General features: G+C 71.5%; 12 protein-coding genes. 7 read left to right on the top strand and 5 right to left on the bottom strand.

The genetic code is table 11. From position 1 onward, the window contains the following. Positions 1-9: 9 nt before the first annotated feature. Positions 10-408 carry a hypothetical protein gene (locus ACGFI7_RS17290; protein ID WP_393405699.1) on the bottom strand — a complete coding sequence of 133 codons (399 nt, stop codon included), beginning with the start codon at positions 406-408 and terminating at the stop codon, positions 10-12. A gap of 196 nt (positions 409-604) precedes the next feature. Between ACGFI7_RS17290 and ACGFI7_RS17285 the strand changes: the two genes are divergently transcribed. From ACGFI7_RS17285 to ACGFI7_RS17270, 4 genes are read left to right on the top strand one after another with little or no spacing between them, the layout of a single operon-like run. Then, entirely contained in the window at positions 605-1258 is a 654-nt protein-coding gene (locus ACGFI7_RS17285; RefSeq protein WP_393405270.1) for a heme-copper oxidase subunit III, read from the top strand. Between the two features lie 14 nt (positions 1259-1272). Beyond that, positions 1273-2082 carry a c-type cytochrome gene (locus ACGFI7_RS17280; protein ID WP_393405268.1) on the top strand — a complete coding sequence of 270 codons (810 nt, stop codon included), beginning with the start codon at positions 1273-1275 and terminating at the stop codon, positions 2080-2082. Beyond that, positions 2079-3200: a Rieske 2Fe-2S domain-containing protein gene (locus tag ACGFI7_RS17275; protein ID WP_393405265.1), complete on the top strand. Its 1122-nt coding sequence runs from the start codon at positions 2079-2081 to the stop codon at positions 3198-3200. The genes ACGFI7_RS17280 and ACGFI7_RS17275 overlap by 4 nt, the downstream gene beginning before the upstream one ends. After that, complete coding sequence (locus ACGFI7_RS17270; RefSeq protein ID WP_393405262.1) at positions 3197-4849, top strand: cytochrome bc complex cytochrome b subunit; 1653 nt, start codon at positions 3197-3199, stop codon at positions 4847-4849. Before ACGFI7_RS17275 ends, ACGFI7_RS17270 begins: the two co-directional genes overlap by 4 nt. A 190-nt stretch (positions 4850-5039) precedes the next feature. Here ACGFI7_RS17270 and ACGFI7_RS17265 read toward each other — a convergent pair whose 3' ends face one another. Next, the gene (locus ACGFI7_RS17265) at positions 5040-5327 is read right to left on the bottom strand and encodes an Lrp/AsnC family transcriptional regulator (protein WP_393405259.1); all 288 of its coding nucleotides are present in this window, start codon (positions 5325-5327) and stop codon (positions 5040-5042) included. Between the two features lie 17 nt (positions 5328-5344). Then, complete coding sequence (locus ACGFI7_RS17260; protein WP_393405256.1) at positions 5345-7069, bottom strand: DEDD exonuclease domain-containing protein; 1725 nt, start codon at positions 7067-7069, stop codon at positions 5345-5347. 84 nt (positions 7070-7153) lie between these two features. Here ACGFI7_RS17260 and ACGFI7_RS17255 point away from each other — a divergent pair, with 84 nt between their 5' ends. From ACGFI7_RS17255 to ACGFI7_RS17245, 3 genes are all read left to right on the top strand, one after another. Next, entirely contained in the window at positions 7154-8662 is a 1509-nt protein-coding gene (locus ACGFI7_RS17255; RefSeq protein WP_393405253.1) for a serine/threonine-protein kinase, read from the top strand. Continuing rightward, positions 8652-10100, top strand: coding sequence for a serine/threonine-protein kinase (locus ACGFI7_RS17250; RefSeq protein ID WP_393405250.1), 1449 nt, complete (start codon positions 8652-8654; stop codon positions 10098-10100). Before ACGFI7_RS17255 ends, ACGFI7_RS17250 begins: the two co-directional genes overlap by 11 nt. A gap of 593 nt (positions 10101-10693) precedes the next feature. Next, positions 10694-12079 (top strand): hypothetical protein, encoded by a 1386-nt coding sequence (locus ACGFI7_RS17245; protein WP_393405247.1) that lies wholly within the window; start codon positions 10694-10696, stop codon positions 12077-12079. On the opposite strand, the gene ACGFI7_RS17240 is transcribed toward ACGFI7_RS17245, so the two are convergent. Further along, the gene (locus ACGFI7_RS17240) at positions 12076-15063 is read right to left on the bottom strand and encodes an FtsX-like permease family protein (protein WP_393405245.1); all 2988 of its coding nucleotides are present in this window, start codon (positions 15061-15063) and stop codon (positions 12076-12078) included. The two genes, ACGFI7_RS17245 and ACGFI7_RS17240, sit on opposite strands and share 4 nt — an antisense overlap. Beyond that, positions 15060-15872, bottom strand: a complete 813-nt coding sequence (locus ACGFI7_RS17235) for an ABC transporter ATP-binding protein (protein ID WP_393405243.1) — start codon at positions 15870-15872, stop codon at positions 15060-15062. Before ACGFI7_RS17235 ends, ACGFI7_RS17240 begins: the two co-directional genes overlap by 4 nt. Between the last annotated feature and the right edge of the window lie 77 nt (positions 15873-15949).

Genomic DNA, 15949 nt, shown 5'->3' with positions numbered 1-15949 from the left:
GTGAGGCACCTACTTAGCGTTGAGTCGGGTGGCGGAGCGGCGGCGCATGAGGTCGGCGACCGTGTCGGCCAGCACCATGGGGTCGAGGGGCTGGGCGACGACGGCGTCGGCCTTGGACCAGTCGGCCAGCCAGCGGTCGTCGCGCCGGGCGATGATGAGGCAGATGGGCGGGCAGTCGTAGACCTCGTCCTTGGCCTGGCGGCTCACGCCCATGCCGCCCGCGGGCTGGGTCTCGCCGTCGAGCACCGCGACGTCGATCTCGCCGGAGCCGAGCCACTGGTGCACCTTCGGCTCGGTGGCGCACTCGACGACCTCCACGAAGGGCACGTCCGCGGCCGGTCGCCGGCCGATCGCCAGCCTTACCTCCTGCCGGGTGGCGGCGTCGTCGCTGTAGACGAGGACCTTCATCGTGTCGTCGGTGCTCACGGTCGCGCTCACTATCGGTCGTAGCGGTAGGGTCATCTGGGATCGTACCGTTGGCACGGCGTGCGAACCCAGGCCAGCACCCCAGGTGGGGGTTATGTCCTGATTATCCCAGGTTGGATGCCTGTTTGTTCCCGCTAACGGGGGGTCGTGCGCCGGACCGACCACCGGAGCCGCAATAATGCTGCCCGTGGCGACAGCATCCGCAATTACTTCGACGACGACAGGTCAGCCGTACCGCAGACCCAACCTGGTCAGCGTGGGTACGATCGTCTGGCTGTCCTCTGAGCTCATGTTCTTCGCGGCGCTGTTCGCGATGTACTTCACCATCCGGTCCGTGAGCGTGGGCCAAGGCATCGATTGGGGGCCCGCGTACACCCAGGCGGGCGCCTCGGCCGAGGGTCTGGCTCACCTGAACATCCCGTTCGCGACGGTCAACACGATCATCCTGGTCCTGTCCAGTGTGACGTGCCAGCTCGGCGTGTGGGCCGCGGAAAAGGGGCAAGTCAGCAAGCTCCGGTTCTGGTACTTCGTCAGCTTCCTCATGGGCGCGGTCTTCATCGGCGGCCAGCTGTACGAGTACATGGAGCTGGCGAGCGAGGGCGCGACCTTGTCCGCCAACCCCTACACGTCGGTGTTCTACCTCACGACGGGCTTCCACGGCCTGCACGTGACCGGTGGACTGATCGCGTTCCTGTTCATGCTGGGACGTACGTACGCCGCGAAGCGCTTCACGCATGAGCAGGCCACCAGCGCCATCGTCGTGTCCTACTACTGGCACTTCGTCGACGTCGTCTGGATCGGTCTTTTCGCGACCATCTACATCATTCGGTAAGGAACGGGATCTCTGTGGTTAGGATCACCGCTTGGCGGCGGCATCCCCTCGCGAGATATGCCGTCCTGATTTTGGCGTTGGCGCTGGTCGGGACGGCATATGCCACCTTTGTGCAGGTGAGCAAGCCCGCTGACGCGGCGCTCGCGTCGGGTAAGGCTGACGACGTGGCCAGGGGCGAGAGCCTCTTCGTGGCCCACTGCGCCAGCTGCCACGGGCCGAAGGCCCAGGGCACGACGAACGGGCCCACGCTGATCGGCGTCGGCGCGGCAGCCGTCGACTTCCAGATGAGCACCGGCCGGATGCCCGCGTCCGACCCGGGCGCCCAGGTGCCGCGCAAGCCGCTGCCCTCGTGGGTCGACGGCCAGAGCATCAGCGACATCGCGGCCTACGTCGCCTCGCTCGGCGGCGGTCCCGCCGTGCCGTCCGGCGAGCAGGTCGACCCCGCGCTGGGCGACGCCGCCAAGGGCGGTGAGCTTTTCCGCGCCAACTGCATCCAGTGCCACAACTGGGCCGGCGCGGGCGGCGCGCTGACCCGCGGCAAGTACGCGCCCAACCTGAACGACGCCTCTCCCACGCAGATCTACGAGGCGATGGTCACCGGCCCGCAGGCGATGCCGGTCTTCAACGACACGACCATCACGCCCGAAGAGAAGCGCAACATGATCGCCTACATCGTTCAGATGCGCGAGCAGAAGGATCCCGGAGGTTTTGCCCTCGGGCGTATTGGCCCGGTCACCGAAGGACTCGTAGCGTGGATCGTGGGCATCCTGGCCCTCGTCCTCGCCGCCATCTGGATCACCGCGAAGAAGCGACAGAAGTCATGACTGACAACGAGCACGAGATCGAGCAGCCGGACGATCGCGTCCCCAAGCGCGTGATCGGCACCCCCGCACCGGGCACCTCGATGCTCGGCGAGGCGGAGGCGCACGACGCCGGCGTCACCGGGGGCGAGACCCCCGGCATCACGCTGCAGGACGAGCAGAGGGCGCGCCGGGCCGAGAAGCTCGTGGCCCTCTGCTTCCTGATCACGTTCCTGGCGGGCATCGCCTTCCTCATCTCCTACGTGGTCTTCCAGGTGGGCAGCCCTGAGGCGACCGGCGCGTCCAACCTGGCCCTGGGCAGCTCGCTGACCGTGGCGGTGCTGGCCCTGGCCGTCGGCATCGTGGTCTGGGTCCGCCAGATCATGCCGAAGTACGCCCTGGTCCAGGAGCGCCACCTGATGGTCTCCGGCGGCGACGACCGTGAGGTCGTGGCCGACACGTTCGTCGAGGGCGCCAACGAGAGTGGCTTCGTCAAGCGCAAGATGATGCGCCGCACGCTGCTGCTGGCGGCCGCGCCGCTGGGCCTGATCCCGCTGATCCTGCTGCGCGACCTCGACAACACCAATATGAAGGCCACCAACTTCCACAAGTTGCTGCGCCACACCGTCTGGGGCGAGAAGACCGAGGACGGCAAGCCGCTGCGGCTCGTCGTCGAGGGCACCGGCGAGCCGATCCGGGCGGCCGACTTCAACTCGCCCGGCGGCATCCTGTCGATCGTGCCCGAGGGCTACGAGCACGACCTGAACGTGCTCGCCAAGGCCACGCTGATCCTGATCAAGTTCCGGCCCGAGGAGCTCAAGTCGGGCGTCAACAAGAACTGGACGCACGACGGCATCGTGGCCTACTCGAAGATCTGCACGCACGTGGGCTGCCCCGCGGCCCTGTACGAGCAGACGACCCACCACATCCTGTGCCCCTGCCACCAGTCGACGTTCGACGCCGCCGACGGTGCCAAGGTCATCTTCGGCCCGGCCGCCCGGCCGCTGCCGCAGTTGCCGATCACCGTCGACAACGAGGGCTACCTCGTCGCGCAGGGCGACTTCGCCGTCCCGGTCGGTCCCAGCTACTGGGAGCGCGGTGACGCCGAGGCGGAGGCCAGGGCCAAGGGAGGCCAGGCATGAGTGAGCTGACAACCGTTCCCAAGGCGATCGGCGGACCGTCCAACTGGTTCGACGAGCGGCTGGGCGGAGCCAACTTCCTCAAGCGCAACCTGCGCAAGGTCTTCCCCGACCACTGGTCGTTCCTGCTGGGGGAGATCGCCCTCTACTCGTTCATCATCCTGCTGCTGACCGGTACGTTCCTGACGTTCTGGTTCAAGCCGAGCATGGAGCACGTGATCTACGACGGCTCCTACGCCCCGCTGCAGGGTGTGGGGATGTCCGCGGCCTACGCGTCGTCGCTGGAGATCAGCTTCGACGTCCGCGGAGGTCTGCTCATCCGGCAGATGCACCACTGGGCGGCCCTGCTGTTCGTGGCGGGCATGATGGCCCACATGCTGCGGGTGTTCTTCACCGGCGCCTACCGCAAGCCGCGTGAGATCAACTGGATCATCGGCATCCTGCTGCTGACCCTGGCGCTGGCCGAGGGCCTCACCGGCTACTCGCTGCCGGACGACCTGCTCTCCGGCGCGGGTCTGCGGATCACCGAGGGTGTGGCGATCTCGCTGCCGCTGGTCGGCACGTACATCACCTTCTTCCTGTTCGGCGGCGAGTATCCAGGCACGGACATCGTCGCCCGGTTCTATTCGCTGCACATCCTGCTCATCCCGGGCATCCTGCTGGCGCTCATCTCCGCCCACATGGTCCTCATGTGGGTGCAGAAGCACACCCAGATGCCCGGCAAGGGACGGACGAACCAGAACGTGGTGGGCGCGCCGTTCTACCCCGCGTTCATGGCCAAGGCGGGCGCCTACTTCCTGTTCACGCTCGGCGTGGTCGCGGGTCTGGCGACGTTCGCCCAGATCAACCCGATCTGGATCTACGGTCCTTACACCCCGGCCGACATCTCCGCGGGATCCCAGCCCGACTGGTACATGGGCTTCCTGGAAGGCTCGCTGCGCATCATGCCGGCCTGGGAGATCAACATGTTCGGCACGGCCCAAGCGGGCACGCTGCCGCTCAGCGTGATCATCCCGGCGCTGCTGCCCCTGGGCATCGTCATGACCGGTCTGGCGCTCTACCCGTTCCTGGAACGGTGGATCACCGGCGACCACCGCGAGCACCACTTCGCGGAGCGCCCGCGCAACAACCCGCACCGCACCTCGATCGGCATGGCGGGCATCACCTTCTACGGCGTGCTCTGGCTGCTGGGGGCGAACGACGAGATCTCGGCGTTCTTCCACATCAACCTCAACTGGACCACGTACGCCGGTCGGGTGCTGATCTTCGTCGCGCCGGTGCTGGCGTACATCATCACCTACCGGATCTGCCTGGGCCTGCAGCGCTCCGACGCCGACGTCATCAGCCACGGCGTGGAGTCGGGCGTCATCAAGCGCCTGCCGCACGGTGAGTTCATCGAGGTCCACACGCCTCCGGCGGACGACATCGAGGCGCACATCCGCGGCAAGGAGCCGGTGCTCATGCTGCCGGTGGCCGAGGACCCGTCCGGCATCCCGCCGAAGGGCATGCGCGGCCCGCTCGGCAAGCTCCGCAGCCGCATGTCGAAGGCGTACGGCGGCGAGAAGATCCCCCTCGAGTCCGGCGACGGCCACGGTCACGAGGAGGAGCACGCGGCGGTCGGTCCCGGCGAGGACCACACGCTGACGCGCTAGAAAGCGGTTCTGAAGGGCCCGGACACCTCGTCCGGGCCCTTTCCGCTGTTCCGGGCCCTGGAGGGCACCAGCGGGTTCACGGACGCGTACGAGCCCGTCGACGGCGAAGTCCCCGGCATGCGCGCATGCGACTACCAGGCGTACGGGGAACTGGACCGATCATCGCGGCCCGGCGGAGCAGGGCGCGGCGTCAGTCGGCGTCGGGGAAGCCGATCGAGAAGGCCGCGTCCAGGTCGTGCTTGGAGTAGGCGCGGAAGGCGATGTGGGTCTCGGTGTTGAGCACGCCGGGCACCTTGTTGATGTGACCGGGGATGACCTCGGCGATCTGCTCGTACTCGGCCACGCGGACCATGGCCATCAGGTCGTATTCGCCGGTGATGGAGTAGACCTCGCTGACGCCGTCGATCTCGGCGATCGTCTCGGCGACCTCCGGGATGCGGTCGACCTCGGCGTTGATGTGAACGATAGCCGTGACCATGACGCCACTGTATCGAATCAGCGCAGAGGCCGCCCTTCCCGGTGGCGGACGCGGTCGAAGCCCTGGTAGGCCAGGTCGATGCGGGCCTTGTGACGGGCGGCGCCGTGGGCGGGCAGGCTCCATTCGCCGTCGACCTCGACCAGCCGCACCCCGGGGGACTCCAGCCAGCGCAGGATGCACTCGGTCTCCTCGGCGCTGGCGGCGTGGACCGGCCCGGGGCCGGGGATCACGGCCTCGGCGGTGGCGGTGAGCGACTCGACGAACGGGGTGGGGTGGGCGCCGCGCGGCATGACCCCGGCCGCGGCCAGCCGGCCGTAGCGGATCACGTGGATGTCCCAGCCGCCGTCGAAGGCGGGGCTCGCCGCCACCAGGTGGGGGATGCGGGTGACGGAGGCGAGCCGCTGCATGCGGGCGGCGGCGCGGACGAACGCGGCCAGCCGGTCGCGGTCGACGGACGCCTCCTCGTAGCGCTGCTCGACCGAAAGCCGCTCCATGCGGGCCGAGACCGCGGAGAAGACCGGGGACGCGTCGAGCGTCATCGCCCGCCGCGCCGCCTCCGCGTACGTCAGGTAGTCGGCCTGGTCCTGCTTGCCCTCACAGGGGGCGCCGCAGCGGCCCATCTCGTGCAGGACGCACGCCGCGCGGCGGGTGCGCAGGCTGATCGGCTGCGTGCACTGGCGCAGCGGCACCGCCTCGTGCAGCGCGTTGCGGGCGTCGTCGGCCAGCCGGGTGCTGGAGAAGGGGCCGAGGTAGGCGGCGCCGTCGTCCTTGACCTCGCGGACGATCGACAGGCGCGGGAACGGCTCCTGCGTGAGCTTGAGCCAGAAGACCTTCTCCGGGAACCGGGACCTGCGGTTGTAGCGGGGCTTGGCGCCGCCGATCAGGCGCAGCTCGCGCACCTCCGCCTCCAGGCCGGTCGCGCACACGATGTGGCGGACCCGATCGGCGATGCCGATCATCTCGCGGATGCGCGGCCTGGTCTCGCTGGCGGTGAAGTAGGAACGCACGCGGTTGCGCAGGTTGGTGCTCTTGCCGATGTAGAGGATCTCGCCGCGCTCGTCCTCGAAGAAGTAGACGCCGGGGGCGTGCGGCACCGACTCGGCGAGGTGGCGCTTGCGCTGCTGCTCGGGCGTGGGGGCGCGGACGAACGACTTGAGCTCCTCCAGCGTGTGGACCTGGAAGGACCCGGCCCGCTCGATGAGCCCGTGGAGCACGTCGACGGTGGCCTTGGCGTCCTGCAGCGCGCGGTGGCACGGCTCGGTCTCGGCGCGGAAGAACCGGGCCAGCGTGGACAGCTTGGCGTTGGGCGTCTCGTCGCGGGTCAGCACCCGGCGGGCCAGGTCGACGGTGTCGACCACCGGGTTGGCCGGCGGGGGATAGCCATGGGCGGCGCAGGCCGCCTTGAGGAAGCGGGTGTCGAAGCCGGCGTTGTGGGCGACGAGCGTCGACCCCTTGATGAACTCCAGGAAACTCGGCAGCACCGCCTCGACGCGCGGCGCCGCCATGACCATCGCGTCGGTGATGCCCGTCAGCACCGAGATGAACGGCGGGATCGGGCCGCCGGGGTCGACCAGGGTGGAGAACTCGCCCAGCACCTCGCCCGCCCGCACCTTCACGGCGCCGATCTCGGTGATCTTGTCTTCGGCCGGGGATCCGCCGGTGGTCTCGAGGTCGAACACGACGAACGTGACCTCGCTCAGCGGGGTGCCGAGCTCGTCGAGAGTGCCTTGAACGGGATCCACGAACCAAGACCATAGAGAGGACGACCGACAGTTACAGAGGCCGACGAATAACTATTCGGCTTGATCCTTCGTTACCCTGCCTTTGTGTCCGGGGAAAGACTCGCCAACCGCTACCTCCTGCTGCGACCGCTCGGCAGCGGTGGCATGGGCCGGGTCTGGCTGGCCAGGGACGAGATGCTCGACCGCGAGGTGGCGGTCAAGGAGCTGACGCTGCCCGAGGGGCTGCCCCCGCACGAGCGGGCCGAGCTGGTCACCAGGGCCGTGCGCGAGGCGCAGGCCACCGCCCAGCTCCGCCACCCCGGCATCGTGGCGCTGCACGACGTGGTCGTCGAGCACGACCGGCCGTGGCTGGTGATGGAGCTGCTGCGCGGCCGCACGCTGGGCGACGCGGTCCGCGAGCACGGGCCGATGCCGCCGGAGTACGCGGCCAGGATCGGCGCGGAGATGCTCGACGCGCTGTCCGCCGCGCACGCCCGCGGCCTGCAGCACCGCGACGTCAAACCGGGCAACGTCTTCCTGACCGACAGCGGCAGGGTGGTGCTCACCGACTTCGGCATCGCCCGCCAGGAGGGCCAGGCGACGCTCACCCAGCAGGGCCTGATGATCGGCTCGCCCGGCTTCATCGCGCCCGAGCGGCTGGAGGGCGACCCAGGTGGTCCCGCCAGCGACGTGTGGTCCCTCGGCGCCACCCTGTTCCTCGCGGTCACCGGAGGCCCCGCCTACGACGGCACGGCGGCCCAGCGCATCCGCGCGACGCTCACCCAGCCGGTGCCGCACGTGCCCGGCCCGCTCGGCCAGGTGATCGCCGCCATGATGGCGCCCCACCCGGCCGCCCGGCCGCCCGCGCCGCAGCTGATCGAGGCGCTGCGCCGGATCGCCGCCGGTCAGCAGCCGCAGCTGCCCGTCCACCACGACGTCACGGCCCCCGGACACGTCAAGAAGCGCGGCAGGCCGCTGCTGTGGGTGATCGTCGCCGCGGTCGCTGCCGTGGTGGTCGCCGCCGCCACGACCGCCGTCCTGCTCGTACGCGACCGCGCGTCGAGCGGTGTCCCCGAGGCGTTCACGGCCCCCATGGACGTCTGCTCGCTCCTCAGTGCCGAGGAGATCGGCCGCTACCTCCGCACCCAGCAGCCGCCCAAGGCGATGCCGGGTTCCAACGAGGTGGGCCCGCGCTGCCAGTGGCCGATCCAGAGCAGCGGGGTGGAGATCCAGGTGCAGAAGGACTCCGACACCCGCGACCCGTGGGCCATGACCCCCGAGTCGGCCCGCGTCCTCTTCGCCAACCAGCAGCGCTGGTGGGGCCAGCACGACACGCTCGACTGGACCTGGCCCGAGATCGGCGCCGACGGCAGCGTCCCGGTCACCCGCACCGCCGTGCGGAAGATCTCCGGCGTCGGTGAGGAGGCGTTCGCGTTCGAGCTGAAGGGCAAGACCGGCCGCATCCACACCGCCATCGTCCACTTCCGCCTGGCCAACCTGGTGGTCTTCGTCGGCTACACCGCGCTGTCCGAGCGGTTCGGCGACGAAGACATCAAGCAGACGGCCGTCAAGGCCGCGCAGGCGACCGAGCAGGCGTTGCGCCGTGCAGGCTGACGGCTACCTGCTGGCCCGCCGCTACCGCCTGGTGGAGCGGCTCGGCGAAGGCGGCGCCGGCACGGTGTGGCGGGCCCGCGACGAGATGCTCAACCGCGAGGTGGCGGTCAAGCAGGTGCGCATCCCGCCGCAGCTGACCCCGGCCGAGCGGGCCGAGTTCGCCGACCGGGCGATCTACGAGGCGCGGGCGGCCGGCCGGCTGCGCGACCCGGCCATCGTCATGATCCACGACGTGGTGCTCGAAGTCGACCAGCCCTGGATCATCATGGACCTGGTCACCGGCCGCTCCCTCGACCAGGCGATCAGGCAGTTCGGGCCGCTGCCGCCGCCGAGTGTGGCCCGCATCGGCCTCAGCGTGCTGTCGGCGCTCCAGGTCGCGCACTCATACGGCATGGTCCATCAGGACGTCAAGCCGGCCAACATCCTGCTCGACGCCGACGGCTCGGCCATGCTCACCGACTTCGGCATCGCGGTCACGATGGGCGCCAAGGGCGACCGTTACGGCAGCGCGGGCTCGCCCGGCTTCATGGCGCCGGAGCGGCTCAACGAGCAGCCGTCCGGTCCGGCCTCCGACCTGTGGTCGCTCGGGGCGAGCCTCTACACGGCGGTGGAGGGACGGCCGCCCTTCGAGCGGCCCAACCCGGCCGCGATGGCCGCCGCCGTGCTGCTGCACGACCCGCCGCCGCCCGCCAGGGCGGGACGCGAGCTCGGCGGGCTGCTGGTGGCCATGCTCGCCAAGGACCCGGCCGCGCGTCCCGCCGCCGGGCAGGTCCGCCAGGTGCTGGAGCACGTCGCCTCGCCCGGCTACACCCCGCCGGCGCCGGCCCGGCGCCGCACGTGGTGGCTGGTGCCGGTGCTGCTCGCCGCCGTCGTGCTCCTCGGCGCCGGCGGCTGGTACGGGCTCACGGTGCTCAACCGGGGAGAGCCGGGCCGGTACGCGACCGCGCCCGACCCCTGCCGCCTGCTCACCGAGACCCAGGTCGAGAAGGTGATGGGAGGCGGCACGGGCCCGGAGAAAAGCCGCGAGGGGGAGTGCCAGTGGCGGCTGCAGCGGGGCTCCCAGGTCCCGCGCAGGCTGACCGTACGCGTCTGGATCGAGCGGCCCGACGGCTCGCGCGGGGCGGCCGAGGTGGCGGCCCGGCGGTTCGACCTGGAGCGCACCGGCCGGCAGGCCGCCGAGGGGTCGGTCTTCCGCGAACAGGTCGGAAAGGTGCGCGACATGCCGGACCTGGGCGAGGCCGCGTTCGTGCAGACCCGCTTCGAGCGCTACATCAACTCGGGCTCGACCGGCAGCGCGGCCACCACGGTGCTGCTGCGTGACAGCAACCTGATCGCCGAGGTGGTCTGGTTCCGGAGGGACGTCACCGCCGCCCGGGCGGCCGACGAGAAAACCGCCGCCGCCGTGGCCGCGATGGTCTCGGGTGCGTTGCAAGGCTGAGGCATTCAAGTGGCTTGCAACCGGGATGACTAGCATGTTTCCCCGCAAGTCATGGCTAACCCCAGGAGTCATTGGTGCATCCCGGTAGCGAGAACGAGCCGCCGACGTCCCCTCATCCGGCACCTGGCGGGCCCTTCCAGCCACCGGCGGGTTTCCCCGGCGCATACCCGCCGCCCGCGCCCCAGCCGACACTGCGCATGCCACCGGACGCCATGGGCCCGCCCGACTATCCGGGTCCCGCGGGCATGGGAGGCCCGGCGGGGCCGGGTGGCTTGGGAGGCCCGGGTCCTGCGGGTCCGGTGGGCCCCGGCGGCATGGGAGGCCCTGGAGGTCCGGTCGGTCCTGGAGGTCCGGTCGGTCCTGGAGGTCCGGTCGGTCCGGGAGGTCCGGTCGGTCCCGGAGGTCCGGTCGGTCCCGGAGGTCCGGCAGGCCCTGGAGGACCCGTCGGTCCTGGAGGCCCGGGAGGTCCTTTCGGGCCGACCGGTCCGATCGGTGGCCCTTCCGGTCCCTCTGGCCCTTCCGGTCCGTCCGGTCCGCCGCGCCCGCCCAAGCGGCGCGCGTGGCTGCTGCCCCTGCTCGCCGCCGGTGCGGTCGTGCTCGTGGGCGGCGGCGCGGGCGGCTATCTGGTGTACGGCCAGCTGACGGGCGACGACGCCCCCGTGGCCACCCAGCCGCAGACCGGCCCCACCGCCACCGCCACCGCCACCGGCGCCTCGGCCGGCAAGGCCCCGGCGGCCGGCCCCGACGCCTGCGCGATGCTGCCCAAGGAGGAGGCCGAGCGGCTGGTCCCCGGGGCGACCGTGGTCAAAGGCTCCCGGGACCACTCGTCCGCCATCACGTTCACCTGCAACTGGCTGAACCATCGCATCTCGTACGGCGAGTTCTGGCGTGAGCGCGAGATCGACGTCAAGATCAACCAGCACCTGGGCGACGGCGCGAAGACCGGCAGGACCATGGCCCAGAACTCCTACGAGTTCGACTACGGAGGCGCGAAGTACCGCGAGACGGCCAAGCCGACCCCGTCGAAGGGGGATAAGGAGTACATCTCGCCGGTCAAGGACATCCCCGGCGTCGCCGACGGCGCCTACGCGCAGTACACCTGGCGGCGCTCCGGCGACATGCTGTGGTACTCGTTCGGCCAGGCCTACGCCCGCGTCCACGACATGACCATCGAGGTCAAGTTCCAGGCCGGCCAGCGGCGCAAGGACGCGCAGATCCTCACCAGCGAAAGCGTCCAGTCGATCACCGAGGCGAACGCGATCCGCGAGGTGACCGGCCTCATCAAGCACTTCGCCAAGGGCGTGGCCGACTGGAAGGCCAAGCACCCGAACGTGGTCGCGCAGCCGTACCCGACCACCACGAGCTCGCCGCAGGCCACCCCCACCCCGTCACCGTCGGAGCTGAAGATCTTCCCGGCGGCGTGCGAGACGCTCACCCCGGCCGCCACCGGGCTGGTGCCGAAGCCGGTGATCCGGGCCCGCGGCGCCGAGGTGGGCAACGACACCCAGACCGAGTGCCGCTGGCTCAACCTGGACGTGCCGGGCGTGGCGGGCACGACCCGGGTGCGCAGCGTCCTCATCACCGTCCACAGCTTCGCCAACCGGGCCGGTGTGGCCGACAAGACCGCAGCCGGGTCCTACTACTCGACCCGGCGCGCGGGGAGCAACACCACCGAGAACTCGTCGCTCGACGGCATCGTGTTCGGCGACGTCAAGGACGTCAAGGGGGTGGGCGAGGCCGCCCATCAGGGCTACCTCCAGACCCGGCGCGGCGACGTGCACGCGGGCAGCGCCAGCGTGATGGTGCGGCAGGGCCCGCTGGTCGTGGAGGTCGACTTCGCGGGCGCCGACCGGCCCAAGGGCAAGCCGGCCAACGCGCCCGAGGTCGTGATGCTCCCCGAGAAGGAGGCCCGCGAGGGCGCGCTCAAGATGGCCAAGGCGTTCATGGCCGCGCTGGCGGAGAAGCCGATCGGCAGCTAGGCCGGGGTGTCGCGCAGGCGTTCCACCCGGATGCCGCGCAGCAGCAGCTCGGAGATGAGCAGCGCGCACAGCAGCGTGGCCGCCAGCGCGCCGCCGGTGACCAGCGCGACGGGCGCCGCCGCGACCTCGTGCGGCAGCGGCGGCGTGACCACCGGCTCGGCGAACTGCGGGATGCGGCCCAGCGCCGCCCTGGCCGCGAGCAGCCCGGCCAGCAGCCCGGCCAGGGTGCCGGCCAGCACGGTGATCGCCTGCTCCAGCAGCAGCGCCACCCGCAGCGCCGGCACCTTCGCGCCCGCGGCCTCCAGCGCGGCCAGCTCGTAGCCGCGCCGCCGCGCCGCCGTGTACAGGGCCAGCACGGTCCTGCCGAGCGCGAGCACGGCCGCGGCCAGCGCCGACACCAGCAGCAGCATGAGCGCCAGCCCCGGCCCCTCGGCGGCGTACCCGGCCTCCAGGTCGCTGTCGCGCACCGTGGACACCACCGTCAGCCCCTCACCGGCCAGCGCCCGCTCCAGCGCCGCCGTGTCGGCCTGGCGGGTCCACACCTGGAACTCGGCGTTCTCATGCACGCCGTACGAGATCCTGTCTGCCTGCTCGAAGTCCATCAGGACGCCCACGTCGGTGATGCCCGGCGCCGCGGCGGCGGCGACCGCGGCCCGCACGCGGTAGGTGAAGGCGCTGTCCAGGCCCGGCACCGCCCTCGCGCCCACGTCGCCGACCACGATCCCCGCGGGCTCCTGATCATGGGTGGCCGGGCGCAGCACCTGGACGCCCACGTCGGTCAAGGCGAACGAGCCGTCGGTCCTGTCCGGGTCCTGGTCCACCCGCCAGACCGGCGTCGGCAACGTCTGCCAGCGGCCGTCCTGCCGCACCTCCATCTTCTCCACCCGGACCTCGGTGAACGCCCCGCCTTCGACAGTCTCCAGGGGTGTCAGGTCGCCGTGGATCCTGCGCAGCTCGCAGGCCACCTGACGGCAGGGCAGCGGCAGGTTCCACTCGTACGCGCCGCCCGCGGCGCGGAGCTTGCCCATCGGGATCGCGACGGGGCCCACCCTGCCGGTGATCCGGAAGGTGGCGGTGATCTGCGCCTCCCAGCCTCGGGGCAGCTCACCGTGGGCGAGTTGCAGCCGGAACCGGTCGCCGCGCACCCATACCCGGGCGGCGTCCGGCCCCGGCAGCGCCGCCATGGCCTCGGCCAGGCTGACGCCGCCCGCCAGGGCGGGGTCCCAGTGCGCCACGCGCGCGAGCCGCTCTGGGTCGGCGACCACGAGCTGCGGCGTACCCCGCATCTTGATCACCGGCGCGGCGACGCCCTCCGGGTCGGCTGCCTCGACCGCGGCGGCCAGGCGGGACGGCTCGACCGCGTCGACGTTGATCACGGCGGGAGCGCCGTTGTGGAAGGCCGCGACCCGCGCGTAGTCGCCGCTCGTCGCCGTCCACGCGGCCACGGCGAACGTGGCCAGCCCCAACGCGGTGCCCAGGACGATCACGCTGCCCGACGTGACGGGCCCCCTGGCCACCTGACGCAGCGCCAGGAACGGACCCAGCCCGCCCCGCCGCCGGGTGAGCCCGAACAGCCACCCGCTCACCACCGGTAGCACCCGGCTGGCCAGCAGCGCGACGCCGAGAGCCATCAGCCCGGGCACGGCCAGCGCGGCGGTGCTCTCCCCGGACGCGTCGGTGATGACGCCGGCCGCCAGCAGCTCCGTCAGGCCCAGCGCCGTTATGGCCAGCACGATCGCGTCCAGCACCCAGCCGCGGGCGCTCCTGCGCGGCGTGCGCCGCCACTCCTCGGTGATCGGCCGGGTGGCGATGCGCCACGCCGACGCCGTCGCGGCCAGCACGCCGCCCAGCATGGCCGCCAGCCCGGCCGCGACCGCCAACGGCGGGAACGTCGCCGGGATGCCCGCGGGCAGCAGCGCGCCGATCATCAGCTTCGCCGCCCCGAACCCCGCCGCGAGGCCGACCGGCACCGCCAGCAGGAGCAGCAGCAACGGCTCCGCCAGCGCGAACCGCCACACCCGCGGCCTGCCGTGGCCGCGCAACCGGGCCAGCGCGATCTCCGGCCCGCGCGCCCGTACCAGGTCGCCGACCGTCTGGAACAGCAGCAGCCAGCCCAGCCCGACGAGCTGCGCCGCCACCAGCAGCGCCGGCACGCCCAGCGTCTCGGCGTTCGCGTTGATCGTCTTCAGCGTGTCGGCCACCCGCGAGAACACGATCGCGTCGGTGTCCCGGCCGGTGGCCTCGGCCAGCGCCTGCATCTCCGCCAGCAGCGGCAGATCCGTCCCGGCCAGCCGGTCCGGGGCGATGTGGATCAGGGCGTAATCGGTCCAGGACCCCTCCTCGGGGCCACCGCTGACGAAGTACGTCACGGTACGGGTCTCGCGGACCGTGAACAGCGCGTCCACCTTGCTCTGGCTCGGTTGCCCCGCCGGGTCGAACAGCGTCCTGCCGAACCAGTACGGATCCGCGAGATCGCCCGGCAGGTAGACGCCGACCACCTCCAGCGGCACCGAGTCCAGCGTGGTCGCGCCCGGCTCCGCGGCCCGGATGGACCTCAGCCGCACCACGTCGCCGATCTCCAGCCCGGACGCCTCGCTGGCCATCACCTCACGGGCGGCGCCAGGACAGCGGCCCCGGGCCAGTTCCAGGTGCTCGCACTGGCCGTCCTGCCAGACCAGCGTGTACGCGCGAGGATCGTCCTGTTCGGAACTGGCGCTGGACACCTCCATGCCGAACACCGGCGGATCCACGAAATCGGCCCCGGCGGTGAACCCCGCCACCTTCGCCTCGATGGTGCCGCCGGTCGAGGTGTAACGCCAGCCACGCCCGTCGACCGGCGCCTCCTGCATCGCGTCGCGGACGATCGTGGTCAACGCCGCCGCCGAGTAGATCGGGGCCACCGCGGCCGAGGCGATCGGCACGACCGCGATCAGCAGCACCACCAGGGCGAGCGCGCGGCGCTCCCACAGCCCCCGCAGGATCACGACTCGGCCCTCCGCAGCACGACCCCGTCCTCCAGCGGCTCGATCCTGGCCATGGAGCCGGGCGGCAGCAGATGGTGGTACTCGGGCGGCACCTGCACCGCGCCCTCCCTGCCCACGACCACGAAGTCCTCGCCGCGGCGGCCCTCGGCGCCGACCCGGCCGTCCCTGATCGTCACCGTGCGGCCCAGCGCCTCGCTGACCGCCTCATCGTGCGTCACCACCACCGCCGTGGTGCCTTCCGCCTCGGCGGACTCCTTGATCAGATCGATCACCCGCCGCCCGGACCCGGCGTCGAGCTGGCTGGTGGGCTCGTCGGCCAGCAGCAGCCGGGGGGAGTTCGCCAGCGCCACGGCCAGGGCCAGCCGCTGCTGCTCGCCGCCCGACATCCGGCCCGCGGGCCGGTCGCCGGTGTCGCCCAGCCCGACCCGGTTCAGCAGGTCACGCACCCGGCGGCGGTCACGTTTCACCGACCGCTGGGCGAACGCGACATTCTGGGCGGCTGGCAGGTAGCCGATCAGGTTGCGCGACGGGTTCTGCAGCACCACGCCGATCCGCGCCGCCCGCAGCCGGTCGAGCCCGCGCTGGTCGAGCCGGCCCACCTCCACCCCGTCCAGCCACAACCGGCCCGCGCTCGGCCTCAGCAGCCCGGCGAGCAGCCACAACAGCGTCGACTTGCCCGCCCCAGAAGGGCCCAGCAGCGCCACCGTCTCGCCCGCGTCGATCACCAGGTCGACATCGCGCAGCGCCACCACCTCGACGTCCTGCGCCCGGTAGATCTGCACGATCCCGTCACAGCGCACAATGCTCATCGGCGCACCGCCGCACGTAACCGGACGACCCGGTCGCAGGGCGCTTGGGTGATCGGCGCCGTGGGTAACGCGACGAC

The organism is Nonomuraea sp. NPDC048826 (assembly GCF_043198225.1).
In the GTDB taxonomy this organism is placed as follows: Bacteria; Actinomycetota; Actinomycetes; order Streptosporangiales; family Streptosporangiaceae; genus Nonomuraea.
Note: the sequence above shows the minus strand (reverse complement) of the source record. Positions and strands in the feature narration are given on the sequence as shown.